This is a genomic window from Schaedlerella arabinosiphila, from assembly GCF_003885045.1.
GTDB lineage: Bacteria > Bacillota > Clostridia > Lachnospirales > Lachnospiraceae > Schaedlerella > Schaedlerella arabinosiphila.
This window is the reverse complement of record NZ_RHJS01000002.1, coordinates 5,603,686-5,623,007: the sequence shown is the minus strand read 5'-3', so window position 1 is coordinate 5,623,007 and position 19,322 is coordinate 5,603,686. Positions and strand designations below refer to the sequence as shown.

The following is a 19,322-nucleotide window of genomic DNA, read 5'->3' as shown; positions in this document are numbered from 1 at the left end:
GAAAATCATTGCTTATGGATATTATTACCTATTTACTCTTTCTCATTCAATCTCTTTACCAACAAAACTGCTGGCTGATTCATTTTATCTGCAGATATATCCCACTGAAACAGTGGGCTTTTGATGATTCCCATTCTCCAAAGTACCAGAAGTTTAAAATTGACGATCTCCCTCTTGTCACTGACTTCCGGCAGGACTGGACTTATCAAGATCTCATCCCTTACTTTGAAAAGCGTTATGGTAAGAAAATACGCCCTGTCAGCCGACGGTCAGAATGCGATATTCCGGACAGCTGTACCTGCCCCCGCTGTGGTGCCCCGAAGCCTTTCCTTTATAAAAATAATGGTTCCAAAGGACAGCTTCTCTGCAAAGTCTGCAGCGCAAGGTTCTCACCCGATGAAAGCCGCTTCTCCTCTGTAAAACTACGCTGTCCCCACTGCGGCAATACCCTGATCCCAAAGAAGGAGCGCAAACACTTTATCATCCATAAGTGCATCAATCCCAAATGTCCTTATTACCTCTACAACCTCAAAAAGGTAGATAAAGAAGATCTCAGGCAGGACTACGGCAAAAATAAATATAAACTCCACTATATCTACCGTGAGTTTACGATGGATTTTTTCAGCATGGATCTCAATACCCTGCCTAAAAATGCTTCATCCCTGAAATTCAGCAAGCATAATGCCCACGTAATGTCCTTGTGCCTGACCCTACACGTCAACCTTGGCCTCTCCCTTAGGAAAACCTCCCAGGCTCTCAGAGACCTGTACAACATCGGCATTTCCCACCAGCAGATCGCTAATTACTGCAAGACCGCAGCTATCTGCGTGAAACCTTTTGTTGACCAATACCCCTACGAAAAAGGGCCTGTTTTTACTGCCGATGAAACCTATATCAAAATCCGTGGGATCAAATCCTATGTCTGGCTCATTATGAATGCCGCATCCCGATCCATCATTGGCTACCAGATCTCTGATAACCGTGGTGTCGGCCCCTGTATCCTCGCTATGCGTATGGCTTTCCGGGGACTTGCAAAACTGCCGGAAAACTTTAAGTTCATTGCTGACGGTTACAGCGCCTACCCGCTCGCTGCAATGGAATTTGTAAAAAAGCTGGGAAACGATTTTACATTCAAAATCACTCAGGTGATTGGACTTACCAACGACGATGCTGTTTCCAAAGAACACCGTCCCTACAAACAGATGATTGAACGGCTCAACCGTACTTATAAGGCATCTTACCGTCACACAAACGGCTTTGACCACATCGACGGTGCCAACTATGACCTTGCCCTCTGGGTCGCATACTATAACTTTCTCCGTCCGCATAAACACAAGAACTACAAAGTTCTTAACGAAGTAGAAATGCTGCGGGGCGCTGACAACATGCCTGGAAAATGGCAGCTTCTCATCTTCCTTGGCCAGCAGACCATCCTGAACCAGCAGAAAAACGGCGGCTCTGCGCCGGAGCGGAGCTGTTGTCAATAGAACCGTGGAATACCGCAGCCGCCGTCAGGCGGTGAGGATATGCCGCGAAAGTCTATTGACATAAGGCTCACGGATGATCCTGTCTGTCAGAAAAGGGGCCACTGCGCCCTTTTCTTGCCTTCCGGCGAGGATGGGTTCGGGCAAAGCCCGAAACCGGGTCAAGGGATTGGTCCCTTGTGGGTTCTTAGGGCAACGCCCTAAGCCCTCGGAGAGCTTTTCGGAGTCGATATCTACAGTTTTCAAGGTTCATTTGAGCCTGTTTTTTGCAGCTCAGTTTTTCATAAATTACTTGACACTACCAATTCTGCGTGCTTTATTTTAGACCACGCCTTTTGATAATAGATTTTGCCAAATTCTCTTTTATCTCTTTGTGTCTTGGAACGCTTTCACGCTCTGCGCCTTTTGTATAGACATCATGGTCTGAGCCATGCCGTTTAAACTGTTTCCGTGAGGCTGAAAAAAGGATTAAAGAAAATTATGAATGCAGCCGGCCATTGATTGTGCAGCGCACATTCGTTACTGTGAGCCCCGGTTCGGATGCCCACAGTAACTCACATTCTGTTTAAACCGTCTTTGCTCCTCCCATATGCTTGCCGCAGAATTGCTTTTTTAGTATACTTTGCACACAGGAAAAAAATCTGCTTTCATCCGCAGAAAAGCAAACGTACAAGTCTAAGTTCCCGCAGCAGGCATGGCCGCCTAGTGTGCTGGCTCGCTGCTTCGCGGGGATAAATTCTATGTGTGGAAGGGGATACGAAAAATGACAGAAGTTTATCATGCAAATGATTCTTTCAGGACTGGATTGCCGCGATTTCAGACTGTGAATATGTATAAGACGAAAAACAGGACCGCAAAACTCAGCAGTTCCGGCAAATCCAACAGCGCCGTGGGAGCCAGGAGCGATTCCGAACAAAACGGCTTTTCTTCACTAAACGGGACCGCCCGATTCAGCAATGCAATGGCGCGGGCCGGATATCGCGGGACGGGCAGCTATAACACGCTTAGTTATCTTGCAGGACTCTACGGATCGTCTGCGTTTGGCAGTCTCTCCGGAGCGAATGGTGATCCAGCATATAGCAGTCTGGCCGGGCTGAATGGTTATCCAGCACTTGGCAGTCTGGCCGGGCTGAACGGACTTTCTGCCCTCACCAGCTTGGCTGGGCTGAGCAGCCTTTCCTCCCTCTCCAGCCTGGCCGCACTGAACGGCCTTCCTGCCCTCTCCAGCCTGAGCTCTGCTATCCCTGTCTTAAGAAGTCTAGGATATACAAAACAGGCCGAACAGTACCAGGAATATATTGATTTTTTGCTGAACGATGAAAAAAATCTTACCGCTTCGAATACGGCGGGGTGCAATGCAGCAAATGGCAGAAACAACCTGGAGCTTTGCGCCTGCGCCGTAAGGGAGCGGTTTTTAACCAATCTGGCCTGTAAGAGTCCGAATGAAGATGTATCGGAGCAGCTTTGAGCCTGATTAACGCTTGATATCAAAATTCATATTCATCAGATTTCGGATTGCCGCCGCATCGTCGGTGATATTGGCGTCCCCGCGGATCGTATGCTTCAGCGCGCTGCTCGCAACCGCAAAATTTACCATGTCCATCGGCCTGTAATCATTCATCATGGCGTAGATCAGGCCGCTGGCAAATGCATCCCCGCCGCCTACCCGATCCAGAATATTGAAGGTAAACTGCTTGCTTTCGAAGGTATGCCCTTCATACCACATATACGCTTTCAGACTGTTTTCGCTGCCGCTGTGGGCATAGCGGACATGCCGGGCAATGCATTTCAGGTTCGGATATCTCCGGATAAATGCGCGGAACACTTCGTCCTGCTGCTCATAGCCCGGCTGGAGCGGCACGCCGTCTTTCCAGTCTCCTTTGCTGCGGTCCGCTTCGTCCCGCCACAGATGGTAGGGCTCGATTCCAAACAGTACGTCGATATACGGCAGGCATTCCGTACAGAAATCCCTGGCCTCCTCCCAGGTCCAGAGCGTGCTTCGGAAATTTCCGTCAAAGCTGATGGTCATTTCCTTTTCTCTGGCCGCTTTCAGACACTGCAGAATCATTTTCCGGCAATTTTCCCCAAGTGCGGGCGTGACTCCGCTCAAATGCAGCCATGTGATCCCTTCCAGCAATGCGTCAAAATCATAGGTATCGAAGTCGTATTCCGTGATCGCACTGTGTTTGCGGTCATAAGTCACTTTGCTGGCGCGGATTCCGTAGCCGGTCTCCAGATAGTAGGTTCCCAGCCGATGGGTGGGAGTCTGCTCCGGGGTGCTGAGGATCACCGGCGTACAGTGTACGTCATTGCTGCGCAGCATCCGAACCGCGCTTTTTCCCAGGCTGTTGTTGGGCACTACCGTGAAAAATGTACTATCAATCCCCAGGTTTGCCAGCGCCAGAGCGATATTGGCCTCGCTTCCGCCGTAGCTGGCCTCAAAGCTGGAAGCCATGCGGACTTTTTCGTAGTTCGGCGGCGTCAGGCGCAGCATGATCTCACCGATGGTCATAAAACGGTGGCTGTTCTGATTTTCTGTCAACAATGGATTGCTATGTTCCATAGAAATCTCCCTCCATGAGCAGCAGACTTTAAACACGTCTGCTGCTCAGACTATATATTATGAAATGACCGCGTGGCCATAACGGGATGCCCCCGGCATACTTAATATTCCAGATATGCCCCTTTCATCGGGCTTGCCGCATGCTCGCTGAACAGGCGGAGGACGCCTTTTTTGTACTTCGGTTCACGGGGTTTCCAGTTTTTGCGGCGTTCCTCCAGAACGGCCGCCACTTCCTCCATGGATCTGCGTTCTCCTCCGATCCCGATGATGTTCAGCTTCCGGGCTTCCACATCAATCTCGATCAGGTCGCCTTCCTCCACAAGGGCGATGGGGCCGCAGTCCACGGCTTCCGGGCTGCAGTGTCCGATCACCGGTCCTGTGGATGCCCCGGAAAATCGTCCGTCTGTGATCAGCGCAATGCTTCTTCCAAGCTCTTTATCGCTGCTGATGGCTTCGGAGGTGTAGAACATTTCCGGCATTCCGCTGCCCTTCGGCCCTTCATAGCGGATGAATACGGCATCTCCTTTTTCCACCCTGTGGTTCAGCACCGCGTCCAGACATTCCTCCTCGCTGTCAAAGGGCCTCGCCCGCAGAACGGCCTTGAACATTTCCTTCGGGCAGGCGGTGTGCTTGATAACCGCACCCTCAGGGGCAAGATTTCCTCTCAGGATGGCAATGCTTCCGTCGGTTCCGATGGCGTCTGCATAGGGCCGGATGATGTCCTCTTTTTTCAGGGAAACATGATAGCGGGCATTGAAATCCTGCAGCCATTTTTCACATCTCTCATAGAAACCGTTTTTCTTCAGTTCGTCCAGATTCTCTCCCAGCGTCTTTCCTGTAACGGTCATGGCGTCCAGGTGCAGGTGTTCCCGGATTTCCTCCATGATCGCCGGAACGCCTCCTGCATAATAGAAGCATTCCGCAGGCCACCGTCCTGCCGGGCGGACATCCAGAAGGTAGCGCGCGTTCCGGTGGAGCCGGTCGAAGGTGTCCCCGGTGATTTCAATGTCAAATTCATGGGCCAGCGCCGGGATGTGCAGCAGGCAGTTTGTGCTTCCGGAAATCGCCGCATGCACGAGGATCGCATTTTCAAAGCTGTCCATGGTCACAATATCGCTGGGACACATGCCCGGCATCGTCGCAAGCTTTACCGCCTGTGCGCCTGCTTCTCTGGCAAATGCCAGCAGATCCGGGCTGGTAGCCGGCATCAGCGCGCTCCCGGGAAGGGCCAGGCCCAGAGCCTCGGCCATAATCTGCATGGTGGATGCCGTGCCGATAAAGGAGCAGGCTCCGCAGCTTGGACAGGCATTGCATTTTGCCCAGTTCAGTTTTTCTTCGTCAATCTCGCCCCGCTGGTATTTTGCGCTGTACATGCCGAGCTGCTCCAGGGTCAGCATTTCCGGGCCCGCGTTCATCGTGCCGCCGGGTACTACCACAGAGGGTACATCGACTCTTGCCAGCCCCATCAAATTGCCCGGCATCCCTTTGTCGCAGCTTGCCAGATAGACGCCTGCGTCAAAGGGGGTTGCGTTGGCGTGGATCTCGATCATGTTTGCAATCATTTCGCGGCTGGCCAGGCTGTAGTTGATGCCGTCGGTTCCCTGGCTTTCCCCGTCGCAGATATCTGTACAGTAATAGCGCGCGCCGTGTCCTCCGGCCTCTTCAATGCCTTTGCGCACTTCCTCCACCAGAATATCCAGGTGTCCGCTGCCTGGATGGCTGTCGCCGAAGGTACTCTCGATCATCACCTGGGGCTTCGACAGATCCTCCGGCTTCCACCCGGTCCCGATACGCAGCGGGTCCAGTTCCGGAGCATTCTTACGCATTTCCTGACTTCTCAATTCCATAATTCCTTCCTCCTAGCTATGAGCACTTAGCGGGTGTCCTTTAGCCGCTTACGTGCGATGCATGAAAAATAGTTCGCAAGGTCTTTTCGAGCGTTACTATTTTTATAGCTATGAGCACTTAGCGGGTGTCTTTTGGCCGCTTACGTGCGATGCATGAAAAATAGTCCGCAAGTTTCAATTTTTTAGGCAAAAAATGATATGATCAAGGCTACAACAAAACCCGTTCCGCCTACCAGTGTTTCCATGATTGTCCAGGTCTTGAGCGTCGTCTTTTCATCCATTCCCACCAGGGACTTCACCAGCCAGAAGCCGGAGTCGTTAAAGTGTGAGCATACGGTAGCCCCGCCTGCCACTGCCGCCGTTGTACAGGCCAGATACAGAGGGGACAGCTCCGCGATTCCCGGCATAGCTGCGATAATGCCTGCTGCCATAGTCATTGCCACCGTTGCGGAACCGACACAGATCCGAACCAGAGCGGCTACGATAAATGCAACCACAACGATGGGAAGATTTGCGGAGGAGACCGCATTTCCAATCAGGTCGCCAAGGCCCGAATACTGGAGCATATACCGAAGGACGCCGCCGCATGCGGTTACCAGAAGGATCAGCCCTGTCGGTTCCAGTGACTTTGTCATGATTTTTTCCAGTTCTTCCATATTATAGCCGTGCTTGAGTCCTAAAATGATCATTGCCGCAATCGTCGCGATCAGCAGCGCCACAAAGGGCTCTCCGAGGAATCCGAATATAGGTGCCAGGCCGCTGAGCGCCGGAACGACTCCAGCCACGGAATCCAGGATGATCAATACGAGCGGGATCAGGATGATGCCCACAATGGTCCAGAAATTCGGAAGCTTGGATTCGTCAATGTCTTCCTGTTTTGCCACATGCTCCGGAACCGGAACCATATACTTCTTCCCGCAGATGGCTCCCCATACCGGGCCTGCCACGATCATGGAACAGATTCCGCACAGAACACCTACCATGATTACCCAGCCCAGCTCTACCTCCAGCATAGTCGCTACCAGAACCGGCCCCGGTGTGGGCGGAATGAACGCATGTCCTACCGCAAGTCCTGCCAGAAGCGGGATTGCGTAAAACAGGGAAGAACGGTTGGTTCTTTTTGCCAGGGAAAATGCAAGGGGAATCAGGATGATGAGCCCGGCGTCAAAGAATACCGGCATTGCAATCACCAGTCCTGTAATGCCAAGCGCCCAGGCTGCTTTTTTATCGCCAAACCATTTTACCATACTGACGGCCAGCGTCTGGGCGCCTCCCGAAGCCTCCAAAATGGCGCCGAACATGGAGCCCAGCCCCACCAGCAACGCGATTCCCTTCAGCGTGTTGCCGATACCGTCGTTCACCGCAGTTACAATGTTTTCAAAGGGCATGCCCGCCCCAAGGCCGATCACGATCGCTCCTACCAGGATGGAAACCATTGCCTGTACCTTAAATTTGATGATTAATAAAAGTAAGACTGCCAGCCCTGCAATTGCGGCTATCACCAGTCTGGTTGGATTCAATGCCAATGCCTCTCCAGCCATAATGTGTACCTCCTCAATTCTCTTATACTCTTTTCTAATTCTCTTCTTATATTGCTTTGGGTTATTACACTGAACACTTCACTTAACATCTGACGTCTTATGTTATCGTGGATTCATCATATCATTTCGTTGTTTTTTCTTCAATACATCTGATGTATTTATTTCTACTTCTACCTTTTCCACAAAAAAAGAATGGTTTCCGAGAGTCAGAATCCATTTCTTTTGTACATTATATCCACTTGGTTTGAAAAGACGTTTGAATATTTTTGCATTCGTCTGATGTTTGCATCATTCTTTTCCCGGATTCTGCTCTTCCATGATCTTCAGAATCGTCTGGCGATTGTAAGTCAGGTGCATCATCATGGCGCATCTGGCGCCTACGGAATCCCGCTTCAGGATCGCGTTTGTGACCGCCCGGTGGGTTTCCAGCGTTTCCTCTTTTAACAGGCGGTGGGTCAGGTTCGCGAAGGTAAAAACCGCTGTATTGATGACCGGGACAAGGGTCTCTACGACCTGATTTTTGCTGCACCGCGCGATGCAGGTGTGAAACTCAATGTCTTTGCTGATATGGTTGCTGCCGCTCACATACAGCCGCTCTGTCTCGTCGCACAGCCGTTTGAGCCTTTTCAGATCTTCTTCCGTGGCATTTCTGCAGGCCAGTCCGGCGATCTCAGGCTCAATCATCAGGCGCACATCGAACAGGTCCAGGGCCAGCTTATATTTGTCCTCAATCTTTCCAAGCCCCAGCGGGTCCTCGTCCAGGGAACTGGTGTTGATCACGTAGGTCCCCGACCCTCTGCGCACTTCCAGTATCCCCCGGGAAACCAGCCCTTTTACCGCTTCCCGGATGGTACTCCGCCCAACGCCGAATTTTTCTGCAAGTTCAAATTCATTCGGAATCTTCTGCCCGGGCTCCACCGGCTCCTGGAGGATATAGTGCATCAGTTCATCCTCGATCCTGGCCCCGAGAGGCTTTTTCGCCATTTTATCAAAATTGTACATGTCTTGCTCCCGCTGTCTGATCTTTTTACTGCTTCTGCCATACGCAGCGGTTCCACTGTCCAACCGCTGCGAATCGCATCTTTAGTATACTAATAAACCTGGGCTGTTTCAAGGCTTTGGGTGAGATTTGCCGGGATTCACATTGCTCGGATATGATACGCGATCTGATACGGAATCCGCTCTTCAGTCTGCTCCAGATTCGTTCCCAGCAATTCCTTGATTTTGTTCATCCGGTAGATCACCGTATTCCTGTGGGTAAACATTTCCTCCGAAACGGCCTGGATGCTTCCGTTGTGCTTTAAGTACAATTCCAGCGTATCCACATAGTTTGCATTGTGCTTCCTGTCGTATTCCAGCAGGGGCTTTAAGGGTTCCTCCGACATCTCTTTGAGCAGGCGGCTGTCGTCCACCATGTAGAGCAGTCGGTACAGGCCCATTTTGTCAAAATAGAGCAGATCCTGTTTCCGTTTTTTTGCCATCTGTACCGCCGCCCTTGCCCGGGAATAACCTGTATGCAGGTTGGAAATATCGGTCATACAGCTTCCGACCCCAACATATAATGGCGTCTCCGGCATACGCCGCTTTGCCCGGCGCACCATGCCTGTGACGATCTCATCCAATACTTCTTCCGTGATATCGTTGACCACCAGCATAAAGTTGGAATCATAGTACATAAAATTCCCGTTGTGGGTGATCTGTTCCAGATATACCTGCACCCGGTAGGACAATTTCTGCCGCTCCACAGTATCCATCTCGTCCAGGCGGTCAGTCGTAATCAGCACCACCTGAAAGGTTCCGTCCTCATCAAAATAGGGCAGCAGCTTCTGGCGGTACTCCTCCTGGTTCGCCGGCTGCTCGATGGCCTGGATCAGGGCGCCGGAGATCTCCTTATCCGCGGTTCCCTGCATGAAGATCCGGATGCTGAAGTCCTTGATCACATCTGTCAAATGGATTTCCCAGGGGATGGTCAGGAGCGGAAAATCATTTTCATTGCAGTAATCAATGAGATGACGCGGAATCTCGGAAATGTAATTTCCCGTGTTGATGATCAGCCCGGCCGCATGGCGGCGAATCAGGTCCTCAATCAGCTTCTGCAGCTTTTCCGTCGTGTCGAATCCAAGCCCTGTTGTGACCGCAAGCTCTTTTCCCCAAAAATACCGGATGATCACCGTGTCTTCCACCATATGAACCCAGCTGATGGAGTTGGACCATCCCTGTTCGCCGGCTATGAACTGCATCTTGTATTGCTCCTGTGAAATCAGCATCATGTCCTGTATTGTAAAACCCATTATTTCACTCCTTTGTGTTCACTGTGTTTTCGTATGGACGGCACCGCAACTGCGCATAGCTGTACTGAACGATCACTTTTTTGATGAATTTTCAGTTTATCTTTCTATGATTATAACATTCTTTGTACTAAGAGCACATATTTTTATTCTTTTTTTAGATTTACAATCCATTGGAAAATTCTGTGATTATGCTATGATACAGATAAGAAGAGGAACGGAAAAGAATCAAAAAATTCAATCAAAAGGAGGCGTTTTTTATGATTACATTTAGTGCGGCAATGGAAACCCCGAGACGTACAGAAATTCCGGAATGGATGCGTGAAGAGCGCTACATGTACTGTGACCAGTCGGCTGGGGATCAGTATTCGGTTAGGAATTTCAAGATTTTGGAGCGGATCAAAAAGATATTTTTATAAAATGGGCGTGTAAAAAAGAGCTGCTAAGAGGCAGCCCTTTTTTTGTTGAACTGAACCATTAAATTTGTTTTTCCACATATTTCCAGAATCTGCGCAGATCCGAATCCGTGGTCACCTTAAAGTTTTCCTCATCCCCTGGTATCATAGCAATATCCATCCCTGCCATTACCGCAGGCACCGCCGAGCCGCTGATCTTCATGAACTCCTCCGGCAAAAGCACTTGATTTGCCAGATAATATTTATCAAGAATAAATAATTCTGGTGCCTGTCCGGCATAAATCTGATTCCGATCCAACAAGCTATCCACCCTTGTCCCACTTTCACTGCTGTACACCGTATCTTTCATAGGAAGTACCGGCATTACCCCCTCATGACCTGGAAGCGCCTGAAAACACCTCTCGATCAGTTCTTCTTTCAGAAAAGGACGTGCTGCATCATGGATTAAAATGGTGTCTGCCAGACGCCCTTCAGTACTAACATTCCAATTCCACATGCCTCCTCTCTGACACACAATATCCTCCAGCCCGTTCCAAATGGATTCCTGTCTGCATTCCCCAGGATGAGCAAATGCTGCAATCTTGTCCACATCCATTCCTGCCTGCTCCGCATCCTTCAAAATAGCCTCCTGCCATCCAGGATCTGCCACAATTTCCACTAAATCAATGTATGTGGATTTTAACAATGGTTCGAGAGCATACGTGATCAGCATCCTGTTTCCTGCCCGGATATACTGTTTGGATACTTCTGAAGCAATCCTGCTTCCTGTTCCTCCAGATAATAATAGTGCTGCATTCATACGTTCTCTGACTCCTCCTAAATACTCTTTTTACATCAGCCTTTTTAATATCCCCTATCAAACAAACTTCTCAAATTCCATATCCCGAATCCTGCGCAGAGTTTCTCCATATGGCTTTCCCTTTCCAAACAGAAGGGTGGTTCCAAGCACAAAACCCTTTACCCCCCTAGGTGCAAACTCCCTGATCTTGTCAGCTCCACAAGCTCCGTCCCAGTATATTTCAAAATTCATCCTATCCTTGAGTCTAAGCAGTTGGTCATACTTCTCTCCCACATACGGCAGAAACATCTGAGCAGCATTTCCCGGGTTCACAGACATCACCAGAACCTTTTTCACAATCTGCAGCAGCATACGCACGTTCTCCACACTGGTTCCCGGATTGATCGCAATTCCCGGTATCATTCCTCTATTGATAATCTTCTGTAAAGTGGTGGAGGGATGGTATTCCGCCTCCGGATGGATGTAAACCGTGTCTCCCTTTCGAAGGCTCCCCAAAAATAACTCAATGTTATTATTCGGATGCTCAATCATCAAATGAACATCTATGGGCTTCCGTGCTCTGCCTGCTATGTACCGCATATCATTTAACGACATAGCAAAATTATGTACATACCGCCCGTCCATAATATCAATATGGAATGAGTCTATTCCGCCTTCCTCCAACTCCTTAATTTCCTGTTCCAGATGGCCATAGTCTGCACACATCATAGAGGCTGTTAATTCAAAATTCATTTCATGCTCCTGTCTATAATTCAGTTTGAATCTCTGGCACAACAAATTGATCCCTGTCCACATTGACAGCGACAGCCATATCAAGCCCTGAGGGCTTCCTGTCATTTACAACAATCCGCTCTCCCACAGGCATATTGAAAAGGATCTCATCATATCGAATCATTTGTTTTTCCAAAAAATCCAATGTTTTTTGTTCATACTCGCTTGTCCGGGATGTTAAAATTAAAATTCTGTCTTCTGCCGGAATATTGTCTAAATATTCTTTTACTCCGTTAAGAACCGTATCCAAGCCGTCAATCTTATATCCATTATGCTTCAACAACGTTCCGTCCAGATCAAATATCCATGTCTTTGGAAGTGTTGATAAGATTATTTTTCCCACTTAATCCCTTCCTTTACAACAATATTTTCAAACCCATCTATGAAGTACATATCTATTGATTTCCATTTTGTATCGCAATACTGATAATCCGGATAAAGGGCTATCTTTCTGCAATCTGCCGTGCGGATCACATCACAAAGCCCGCTGCGGATTCCTATGAATGTACCTGCATGCTCCACCAGGGATCTTATTTCTGATAGCTTCGGACAGATCGGCTCCGTGCCCTCCAATGGCTTTTCATCTCCCACCACATTTGTAAAAACCTGATAGTTCTTTTCCTTATAGTTTTCAATGATTTGTTTCCATATATTATCGGAAAGTGCCGTCACTGATTTTGCATATGGCGAAAGGATCACAGCCTTTCCTTTTTTTACCCTATTATTTTCAGGAAATTCCTCCCAGTATACAGGATAAATCGGTTTCGTTTCTATCGGAAGGTTAAATACGCCGCAGCAATAAATTTTTTCAAACGGTATTTTCTTCAGATAAAGCGCTCTGTTCAAATCCACTACATAAGGCCTGTCCTGATGAGCTATAAAGGTATCTTTTCTGTTTTCATACAAACATGCCTGTACAGCCGCATCCAGTTTCTTCTGCTCAAATATCTCCACAGGATAATTACCAAACAAAGATACCACGGCACTGCATCCCTTTCCGCCAACACAAATGGTACATCGATCCACACCTCGTCTTTTCAAAAAATCCGGCAGATAAGACATACAAACGTAAATATCACCCAATGCTTGGAATGGACAAAATACCAGAAAATGTTCAGGGTATTTATTTCGCAGGGATGCAAGAATCTCTTCGCCATGGTGCAGCCTTTCCTGTTTCCTCAAAAAAACCTCCTCGGAAAGTGAATATTCCGCATATGTATTGTAATCCACGAGTTTTCGGACTGTCCCTGTAAATCCTAGTTTTCTAAGCTGAGCATTCATAGCTTCATAGAACCTTGTGACAATAAGAACAACTGCTTTCTCTGAATCTTCCTTTAAAATCAAATCCGGTTTCTGTACCGGAATTCCCTTATACAAGATTCCATATTTTATGTCATTGTTGTCCATGATTGCCACAGGCTTAATACCATTTTCAAACAGCATGTCAGCAAGGGCAAGGGTGGTGCTGCAATGTCCGAACAGATATACTTTCCTATCTTTCAGTACCCCGTTTTCAACACATTTTCTCAGATTTATTTTCAATTCTTCCTCATATATCCCGTCCATCGTTATCACCGTAATATCAGTTCAAAAACTTCCTGCTCCGTAAGCAGTCCATTATCTACATAGTTAAAAAGCCCACCATATTGACTGCTTCTTCCAATAACTCTGAAACGATCTGAAAATTCATATGTATGGTACAGGGAAACTAAATCCATGTGCTTTTCAGCCGGAAGGACCAGAATTTTCTTTTCTGACCTGCGATATGCCTGAGAATTTAGCAGCTTTCCCATAAGCCCGCCATCAGACAATGAATCATCGCTGTCCACCAGCAAAATCAGGTCATATGTATTAAGATCATTTTTGATTTTCTCTTTTATATCATAAGCCATTTGACAATACCTTCCCAATATGTCCGCCCGGATGGTTTTTTCTGAAATCTTCTATCTGAAGTCCTCGCTTTTTTGCAATCTGCATACACAATCCCTGTAGAATGATCAAGTTTATCGTGGTAGAATTGTTCGGCATAATATTCCACATATCGCCCTCATCCTTCAGTTTTAGGATAATGCAGTTGGGAATCTCTTTTGTAAGCGTGCTCACTGCTTCAAAGGTAAGCAACCACATATTTACCCTTCTCTTCCTTAAAAATCTTGCAAGATAAATGGATTCTGATGTCTCTCCGCTCTTCGTAAGGATTACGACCATGTCACCATCCTTTACAATTCCCATATCACCATGTACTGCCGAATTCGTATGAAGAAATGCCGCATCCATACCGAGGCTTACCATGGAACCGACAAACTTCTCACATATTGGCACGTTCTTCCCCAGACCGGATACAATGACTTTATGACCTGAATCAATCGTTCGCGTCCCTTCTTCCACCCAACGTCTGAACATGACTTCATCAAGTGAATGTATCGAAGCATCTATCTCCCTTAATTCATTTTCAAAATAAGAAATCACAGCACTTCCTCCAAGTAATACAGTCCATTATAAAATGCTCCGCAAATTGAATCGTAGTCCTGCCATGCATATGTTGTAAGGCTGAGCCAGGTAACAGCATGGAGCAGCTTAATCTCATGTCTGTCAGCACCGGTCAGTTCAAAGAATTCATCTTCCATATCCTCCCAGCCGTTTGATTCAATAGAAAGCTTCACGCCTTCATCTGCATTTTCTCCGATATCCAAAGTGAACTTCTTCAGGTTAAACTTATCATAATTCCCGGCAATGGAATAATACAGCTTGGCCCAGTCATAACGTTCATCTCCATATAGATCCGTGAAACCGAAATAGCCTCTCGGATCTATCAGTACCGGAGTGCCATTTTCTCTCAGCATTAGATTTGAAAAAGTACAGTCGCCGTGAATAAAGCAAAAATTACTGCATTTCAATTGTTCCAACGCCTTTTCCAATTTATTCCTGTAAAAAAATACATTCCGGCACACCCGTCCGTTTACTCGGATATATCTTTCCCGGCCAAATGGAAGAAGATTCTCAATTTTGGAAAGCCGGTCCATAGTCTTGTTAAAATATGCTTCTTTTATACTAAAGCTGTCTGCCGGAACAGTTTCTGAAGTATGCAATTTCTTCAAAATGTCTACGAGCTCTTTCAAAATCTGATATTTTTCATCATGATCCGCTCCCGTGTCATAGATGTTCTTTCCACGGATCACTTCCATCCTCAGAGGATTTAGCTCATAAATATCTGGAATCCCTGTTATATGCTTCTCCCTGGCTTTTTCATACCAAGCGCGTTCTCTTTTAGCAAGATATTCTCCCTGTGCATCCACGGATTCTTTTGTCAGTACACTACCATCCACCGTGATCTTATTAAATGGCCTAGTTTTAAGATTCTCAAGTTCTTCATATTCTTCTAAAATTCCGAATTCTCTTGTTCCTGCAAGGCTGACTTCTGCAAAACGCATTCCTTTCTCCTGCATCCACCGAACCAGTTCTCCACTTTCCGGAATATCTGACAAGGATGATTTATCGTGGAAAAGGAAAAAGCCTGCAACACCGTGCTCTACAGAACGTTTCTCTGAAAATGTATTGTCCTCGTACCTCCATCTACAGGGGAACGTCGAAGAAATGCCGATATAATCGCCCGTTACCGCTGCGTGATCCTCTTTTTTTCTATCATATGCTGTAATATTTGCTGAATCCAGATCCACTCCAGTAAATTCAAATTCATCCGGCAGAATAAGATCCGACCAAATCAGCACAAAGGGCTCATTGCAGGGAATAAGCTCTATTGCCTTTCTCACGCCTGAGCTTGTCCCTGTTCCGGATGCTTCCACTATTCTGTATTTCACATCTGCGAAGCACTCCATATACCGCTTAAAAACCTCTTTCTTATAATCCGCAATGATCACAAATCTCTTATCCGGGTATTTCCGGAAGAGATGAAATATCATCGGCAGATTCTCCACCGGTACAAGTGCCTTAGGTTTATTTTTTGTTAAATATCCCAGCCGTGTTCCTTTTCCGCCGGCCTGGACAATGATATAATCAAACATAGCTGTTACCCATAGGGCATATATTGCTGAAAATCAATGATATCTCCTGCAAAATCTGCTTTGATAAGATCTTCATATGCCCATCTTGTTGAAGCAAGAATCACTCCCGCGTTTTCAAGTACATTTTCTGTGTGGAAAATTTTATTACCATATTCGGTAATTTTTCCTATATCAGTATTAACGGCATCACATATACCATCAATTTTTATATGATGTCTGCCGAAAAAATTTTCAAGACTCTTTCCTCTTCTTCCCATTCCCCAGATATAACATGGCTGGTTATACTTCTGCATTAACCGCAATATGTCGTCCTGCCTGGATTCCATCTGTTGTTCAAATGGAATATATGCCTTCATTCTCTCTATGATAGTTTTGTGATATTTTCCATTCGTATCTAAATCCAGCGTTTCAAGCAGTTTCTTTTCTATCTCCCATTGAGCCTCCAATTTCTCTTTGTTTTTCAGTACGTCATTCGTCCATGACCCAGCGGCATATCTTCTGTAAACAGCCATCTTTTTATCTATATAGAATATTCCACCCCGCAGAGAACCTTTTATCTGTATTGCATAATCCAGCGAAATAATCTTTTCAAATTCCAACATATTTTCATACATCTGTTTTCTAAAGAAAAGCCCGGCCGTTACAAGATACTGCCCTCCGCCTAAAATCACACTTTCTACAGATAAAATACCATTTCCTATCCTGGGGCGTATCTGGCTTATCTCTCTTTTTCCATCCTCTGTAACTGTACATCCCCAGCATGCGCACATATCACACTCCGGATGATCTTCCAAAGTGTCTCTCTGCAGCTGAAGTTTATTTTCATCAATCCAGAAGTCGTCGCCTTCACACATGGCGATGTATTTTCCTTTTGCTATATCCTTAACTATAGGTGTTATAAAATCCGCGCCTTTGGAATATTGATTATCCCGCTCGTAAATTGCTCTGACCTTATCAGGGTAAGCCTCCGCATATTTCCTGATTATGTCGCACGTCCCGTCTGTTGATACATCATCATGAATGATGATTTCGTAATCAAAGGTTGTTCTTTGCGCAAGCATGTTTTTAACAGCCTTTTCCAAATAGGATTTCTGATTATATGTATTACATATTATACTGACCTCATATAATTTTTCCACTTATACTTCTCCAGTCAAATCCATAATTTTCAAAATATTATTGCTGTATCCTGCTTTAATAAGCATTGTTTTGATCATATCCTCACTCCAATGCAGTGCAATGATCACTGTCACATCCTTATCGAGATCCTCAAAATGGTTAATCCCATAAATAGGGATACCCGCATAATTCATTCCATCCATCTTTCTGTCAAGACAATACACAACTTCATAGTCATTTTTGAGACGGCTTGCAAGTGCCTTTCCTACAACTGTCATACCATAAATGACGAGTTTCGTTCCGTCACAATATTTTTTTACCCTGCTTAAAAAGAAATCATCGCAGAAAATTCCATTCATAATCGAAAACATGGTTCTGGTTTTCACATATGGTTCCGGTCCCAAACCGCTTTCTTTTCCACCGCCCCAATCATGAACTTTTGGATGGGATAATACGGGATTCTTCATCACTTGAAGAAAATCTTTATGGTGCGGATGATAGACATTTCGTACATCCATAAGCCATTCATTCATGCCTGCTTCTCCCCATGGGTCAAATGGACGAAGACGAACACTGTCGGCCCCGAATTCTTCAATACATCGTCTGGAAAATTCAGGAAGCTGCCTATAATTTTTATCCTGATAAACAGTGGCTAATTCTAAATAATTGATAATTCCTTTTTCACGTAGTGATCTGACGTACCGCAGATTCTCTATCAGCTTATCTATTGACTGCCTCGTTCCTGACAATTCTCGATATATTTCATCCTCAAAGCTTAGTACCGTAATTGCCACTGAAAGTTTATACTTTCCAAGATTTGCTATCTGGCGGAAATGGGCTTCATCAAACAGAGAGCCGTTCGTTTCAAGCATTACAGACACTTCCTCCGGCTCGGCCAAAGGTTCCCACTCCGCAAGAAGTTGAAGCGTATGTTTGCTTACAAACAACTCTCCAAGTCCGTTTGCACTTATGTGTTTTACATAAGGCAACGCTTTTTTTAGTTCCCTGTCAATCTTTGTATATTTATCTTCCAGTAATTTTGCGTCCGCTTTCGTCATGCAATCGGGAATACCACACATCAAGCAGCGGTAATTACATATATTCTCATAGGCCAGATACAAAGCTTCCGGAAATCTTGGAATCTCATCCATATCAACAGAAGCCGTGTCAACGGTATTGTTAGCCACATAGGGACACTGATTCGGATTACAATTCGAATGATCGCCGCAGGCATGCATTTCCTGTATCAGCCTGGCCTCTTCGCTATGATAAATTTCCTCTAATGTATTTTTTGTAAGATAGCCAATGACGCCGCCGTCTCTAAGCCAACTGCATAATCTTACTGCACCATCCTCATTCATCACCTGCACAAAATTAACAGCACGTTCACATAACCTCATACTCACAGCTCCCTATAATATTACTTTATATTTACATGTATCCTGCTATTTTATCCTGCAACCCCACGATTAATGACTCCGTTCTTTTCCACCCAAGACAGGGGTCCGTTATAGATTTACCGTAAACATCCTCACCAATCAACTGCGCGCCATCCTCAAGGTAGCTTTCAATCATAAGCCCTTTAACCAGTTGGTTGATCGACTTGTTCCGTCTGCATGAATCAAACACATCCTCCGCTATCCTGCATTGTTCCATGTAGTGCTTGTTTGAATTGGAATGGTTGCAGTCTATGATAACAGATGGATTTCTAAGATTCTGTCTGCAGTAATGGTCATGCAGTTTTATTAAATTCTCGTAATAATAATTGGGAACACTTTCCCCAGCAGTATTGACATAGCCACGTAATATCGCATGCGCATATTTATTTCCATCAGTTTGAGCTTCCCATCCATTGACCAGAATCCTATGCCCCTGCTGGGCCGCAGAAACAGCATTCAGCATCACCGAGATATCTCCGCTGGATGGATTTTTCATTCCGACAGGAATGTCCAAACTACTTGCCGCGAGCCGATGTTCCTGATCCTCAACCGACCGTGCGCCGACAGCCATATAGATAAGTAAATCTGACACATACGAACATAAACCCGGGTACAGCAATTCGTCTGCGGCATACATCCCAGTTTCTTTAATTATGTGCTGATGAAGTTCCCGGACCGCAATGATTCCCGATACTAGATCATCATGCCTGCTGGATGGTTTAGGACGATGAAGCATCCCCTTATATCCGTCACCCCGCGTCCTTGGTTTTCCGGTATAAACTCTCGGAATCAACAAGAATCTGTCTTTGACACGATTTTGAAGTTCTGCCAGTAAATATACATATTCAACAACAGCATCTTCCCTATCTGCTGAACATGGTCCTATAATTATTATTTTTTTTTCGGATTTCCCTGCAAGTATTTTACGGATCTCAAAAAGCAGGTTTTCTCTCTTCTTCTGTTCTTCTTTTGAAATAGAATATTTACCACATAATTCTTCTACTTGCGGGATTCTCTGAATCAACCTCATTCG

The 19,322-nt window shown here is 46.2% G+C and carries 18 protein-coding genes; 3 read left to right on the top strand and 15 right to left on the bottom strand.

Translation table 11 applies throughout. From position 1 onward, the window contains the following. Positions 1 to 14: 14 nt before the first annotated feature. Both EBB54_RS26440 and EBB54_RS26425 read left to right on the top strand, forming a co-directional pair. On the top strand, positions 15 to 1,487 hold the full coding sequence (locus EBB54_RS26440) for a DDE-type integrase/transposase/recombinase (protein ID WP_125129657.1): 1,473 nt from the start codon (positions 15 to 17) through the stop codon (positions 1,485 to 1,487). An 826-nt stretch (positions 1,488 to 2,313) separates the two neighbouring features. Beyond that, positions 2,314 to 2,952 carry a hypothetical protein gene (locus EBB54_RS26425; RefSeq protein ID WP_148099407.1) on the top strand — a complete coding sequence of 213 codons (639 nt, stop codon included), beginning with the start codon at positions 2,314 to 2,316 and terminating at the stop codon, positions 2,950 to 2,952. Between the two features lie 6 nt (positions 2,953 to 2,958). On the opposite strand, the gene EBB54_RS26420 is transcribed toward EBB54_RS26425, so the two are convergent. The 5 genes from EBB54_RS26420 to EBB54_RS26400 form a co-directional block, all read right to left on the bottom strand. Further along, positions 2,959 to 4,047: a sugar kinase gene (locus EBB54_RS26420; protein WP_125129655.1), complete on the bottom strand. Its 1,089-nt coding sequence runs from the start codon at positions 4,045 to 4,047 to the stop codon at positions 2,959 to 2,961. 101 nt (positions 4,048 to 4,148) lie between these two features. Next, entirely contained in the window at positions 4,149 to 5,894 is a 1,746-nt protein-coding gene (gene ilvD, locus EBB54_RS26415; RefSeq protein WP_125129654.1) for a dihydroxy-acid dehydratase, read from the bottom strand. A 182-nt stretch (positions 5,895 to 6,076) separates the two neighbouring features. Beyond that, on the bottom strand, positions 6,077 to 7,435 hold the full coding sequence (locus tag EBB54_RS26410; RefSeq protein WP_004079943.1) for a GntP family permease: 1,359 nt from the start codon (positions 7,433 to 7,435) through the stop codon (positions 6,077 to 6,079). Between the two features lie 288 nt (positions 7,436 to 7,723). Further along, positions 7,724 to 8,437, bottom strand: coding sequence for a FadR/GntR family transcriptional regulator (locus tag EBB54_RS26405; protein WP_125129653.1), 714 nt, complete (start codon positions 8,435 to 8,437; stop codon positions 7,724 to 7,726). 137 nt (positions 8,438 to 8,574) lie between these two features. Beyond that, entirely contained in the window at positions 8,575 to 9,726 is a 1,152-nt protein-coding gene (locus EBB54_RS26400; protein WP_004079941.1) for a PucR family transcriptional regulator, read from the bottom strand. Positions 9,727 to 9,983: 257 nt separating this feature from the next. On the opposite strand from EBB54_RS26400, the gene EBB54_RS30620 reads away from it, so the two are divergent. Continuing rightward, the gene (locus tag EBB54_RS30620) at positions 9,984 to 10,142 is read left to right on the top strand and encodes a hypothetical protein (protein WP_170178108.1); all 159 of its coding nucleotides are present in this window, start codon (positions 9,984 to 9,986) and stop codon (positions 10,140 to 10,142) included. Between the two features lie 58 nt (positions 10,143 to 10,200). Here EBB54_RS30620 and EBB54_RS26395 read toward each other — a convergent pair whose 3' ends face one another. Genes EBB54_RS26395 through EBB54_RS26350 form a run of 10 tightly spaced genes read right to left on the bottom strand, consistent with a single transcriptional unit; the run spans position 10,201 to position 19,319 of the window. Then, complete coding sequence (locus tag EBB54_RS26395) at positions 10,201 to 10,938, bottom strand: IspD/TarI family cytidylyltransferase (protein ID WP_125129652.1); 738 nt, start codon at positions 10,936 to 10,938, stop codon at positions 10,201 to 10,203. Positions 10,939 to 10,995: 57 nt separating this feature from the next. After that, positions 10,996 to 11,670, bottom strand: coding sequence for a ribulose-phosphate 3-epimerase (locus EBB54_RS26390; RefSeq protein WP_125129651.1), 675 nt, complete (start codon positions 11,668 to 11,670; stop codon positions 10,996 to 10,998). 13 nt (positions 11,671 to 11,683) lie between these two features. Next, positions 11,684 to 12,052 carry a hypothetical protein gene (locus EBB54_RS26385; protein WP_125129650.1) on the bottom strand — a complete coding sequence of 123 codons (369 nt, stop codon included), beginning with the start codon at positions 12,050 to 12,052 and terminating at the stop codon, positions 11,684 to 11,686. Continuing rightward, on the bottom strand, positions 12,040 to 13,275 hold the full coding sequence (locus EBB54_RS26380) for a hypothetical protein (protein WP_125129649.1): 1,236 nt from the start codon (positions 13,273 to 13,275) through the stop codon (positions 12,040 to 12,042). Before EBB54_RS26380 ends, EBB54_RS26385 begins: the two co-directional genes overlap by 13 nt. A 5-nt stretch (positions 13,276 to 13,280) precedes the next feature. Beyond that, entirely contained in the window at positions 13,281 to 13,601 is a 321-nt protein-coding gene (locus EBB54_RS26375; protein ID WP_125129648.1) for a hypothetical protein, read from the bottom strand. Beyond that, positions 13,591 to 14,178, bottom strand: coding sequence for an SIS domain-containing protein (locus EBB54_RS26370; protein ID WP_125129647.1), 588 nt, complete (start codon positions 14,176 to 14,178; stop codon positions 13,591 to 13,593). The genes EBB54_RS26375 and EBB54_RS26370 overlap by 11 nt, the downstream gene beginning before the upstream one ends. Next, positions 14,175 to 15,731, bottom strand: coding sequence for a phosphotransferase (locus EBB54_RS26365; protein WP_125129646.1), 1,557 nt, complete (start codon positions 15,729 to 15,731; stop codon positions 14,175 to 14,177). The genes EBB54_RS26370 and EBB54_RS26365 overlap by 4 nt, the downstream gene beginning before the upstream one ends. A 5-nt stretch (positions 15,732 to 15,736) precedes the next feature. Then, entirely contained in the window at positions 15,737 to 16,870 is a 1,134-nt protein-coding gene (locus EBB54_RS26360; protein WP_125129645.1) for a glycosyltransferase family 2 protein, read from the bottom strand. Then, the gene (locus tag EBB54_RS26355; RefSeq protein ID WP_125129644.1) at positions 16,871 to 18,250 is read right to left on the bottom strand and encodes a radical SAM/SPASM domain-containing protein; all 1,380 of its coding nucleotides are present in this window, start codon (positions 18,248 to 18,250) and stop codon (positions 16,871 to 16,873) included. A 31-nt stretch (positions 18,251 to 18,281) separates the two neighbouring features. Beyond that, positions 18,282 to 19,319: a 3-deoxy-7-phosphoheptulonate synthase gene (locus EBB54_RS26350; RefSeq protein WP_125129643.1), complete on the bottom strand. Its 1,038-nt coding sequence runs from the start codon at positions 19,317 to 19,319 to the stop codon at positions 18,282 to 18,284. Positions 19,320 to 19,322 lie beyond the last annotated feature (3 nt).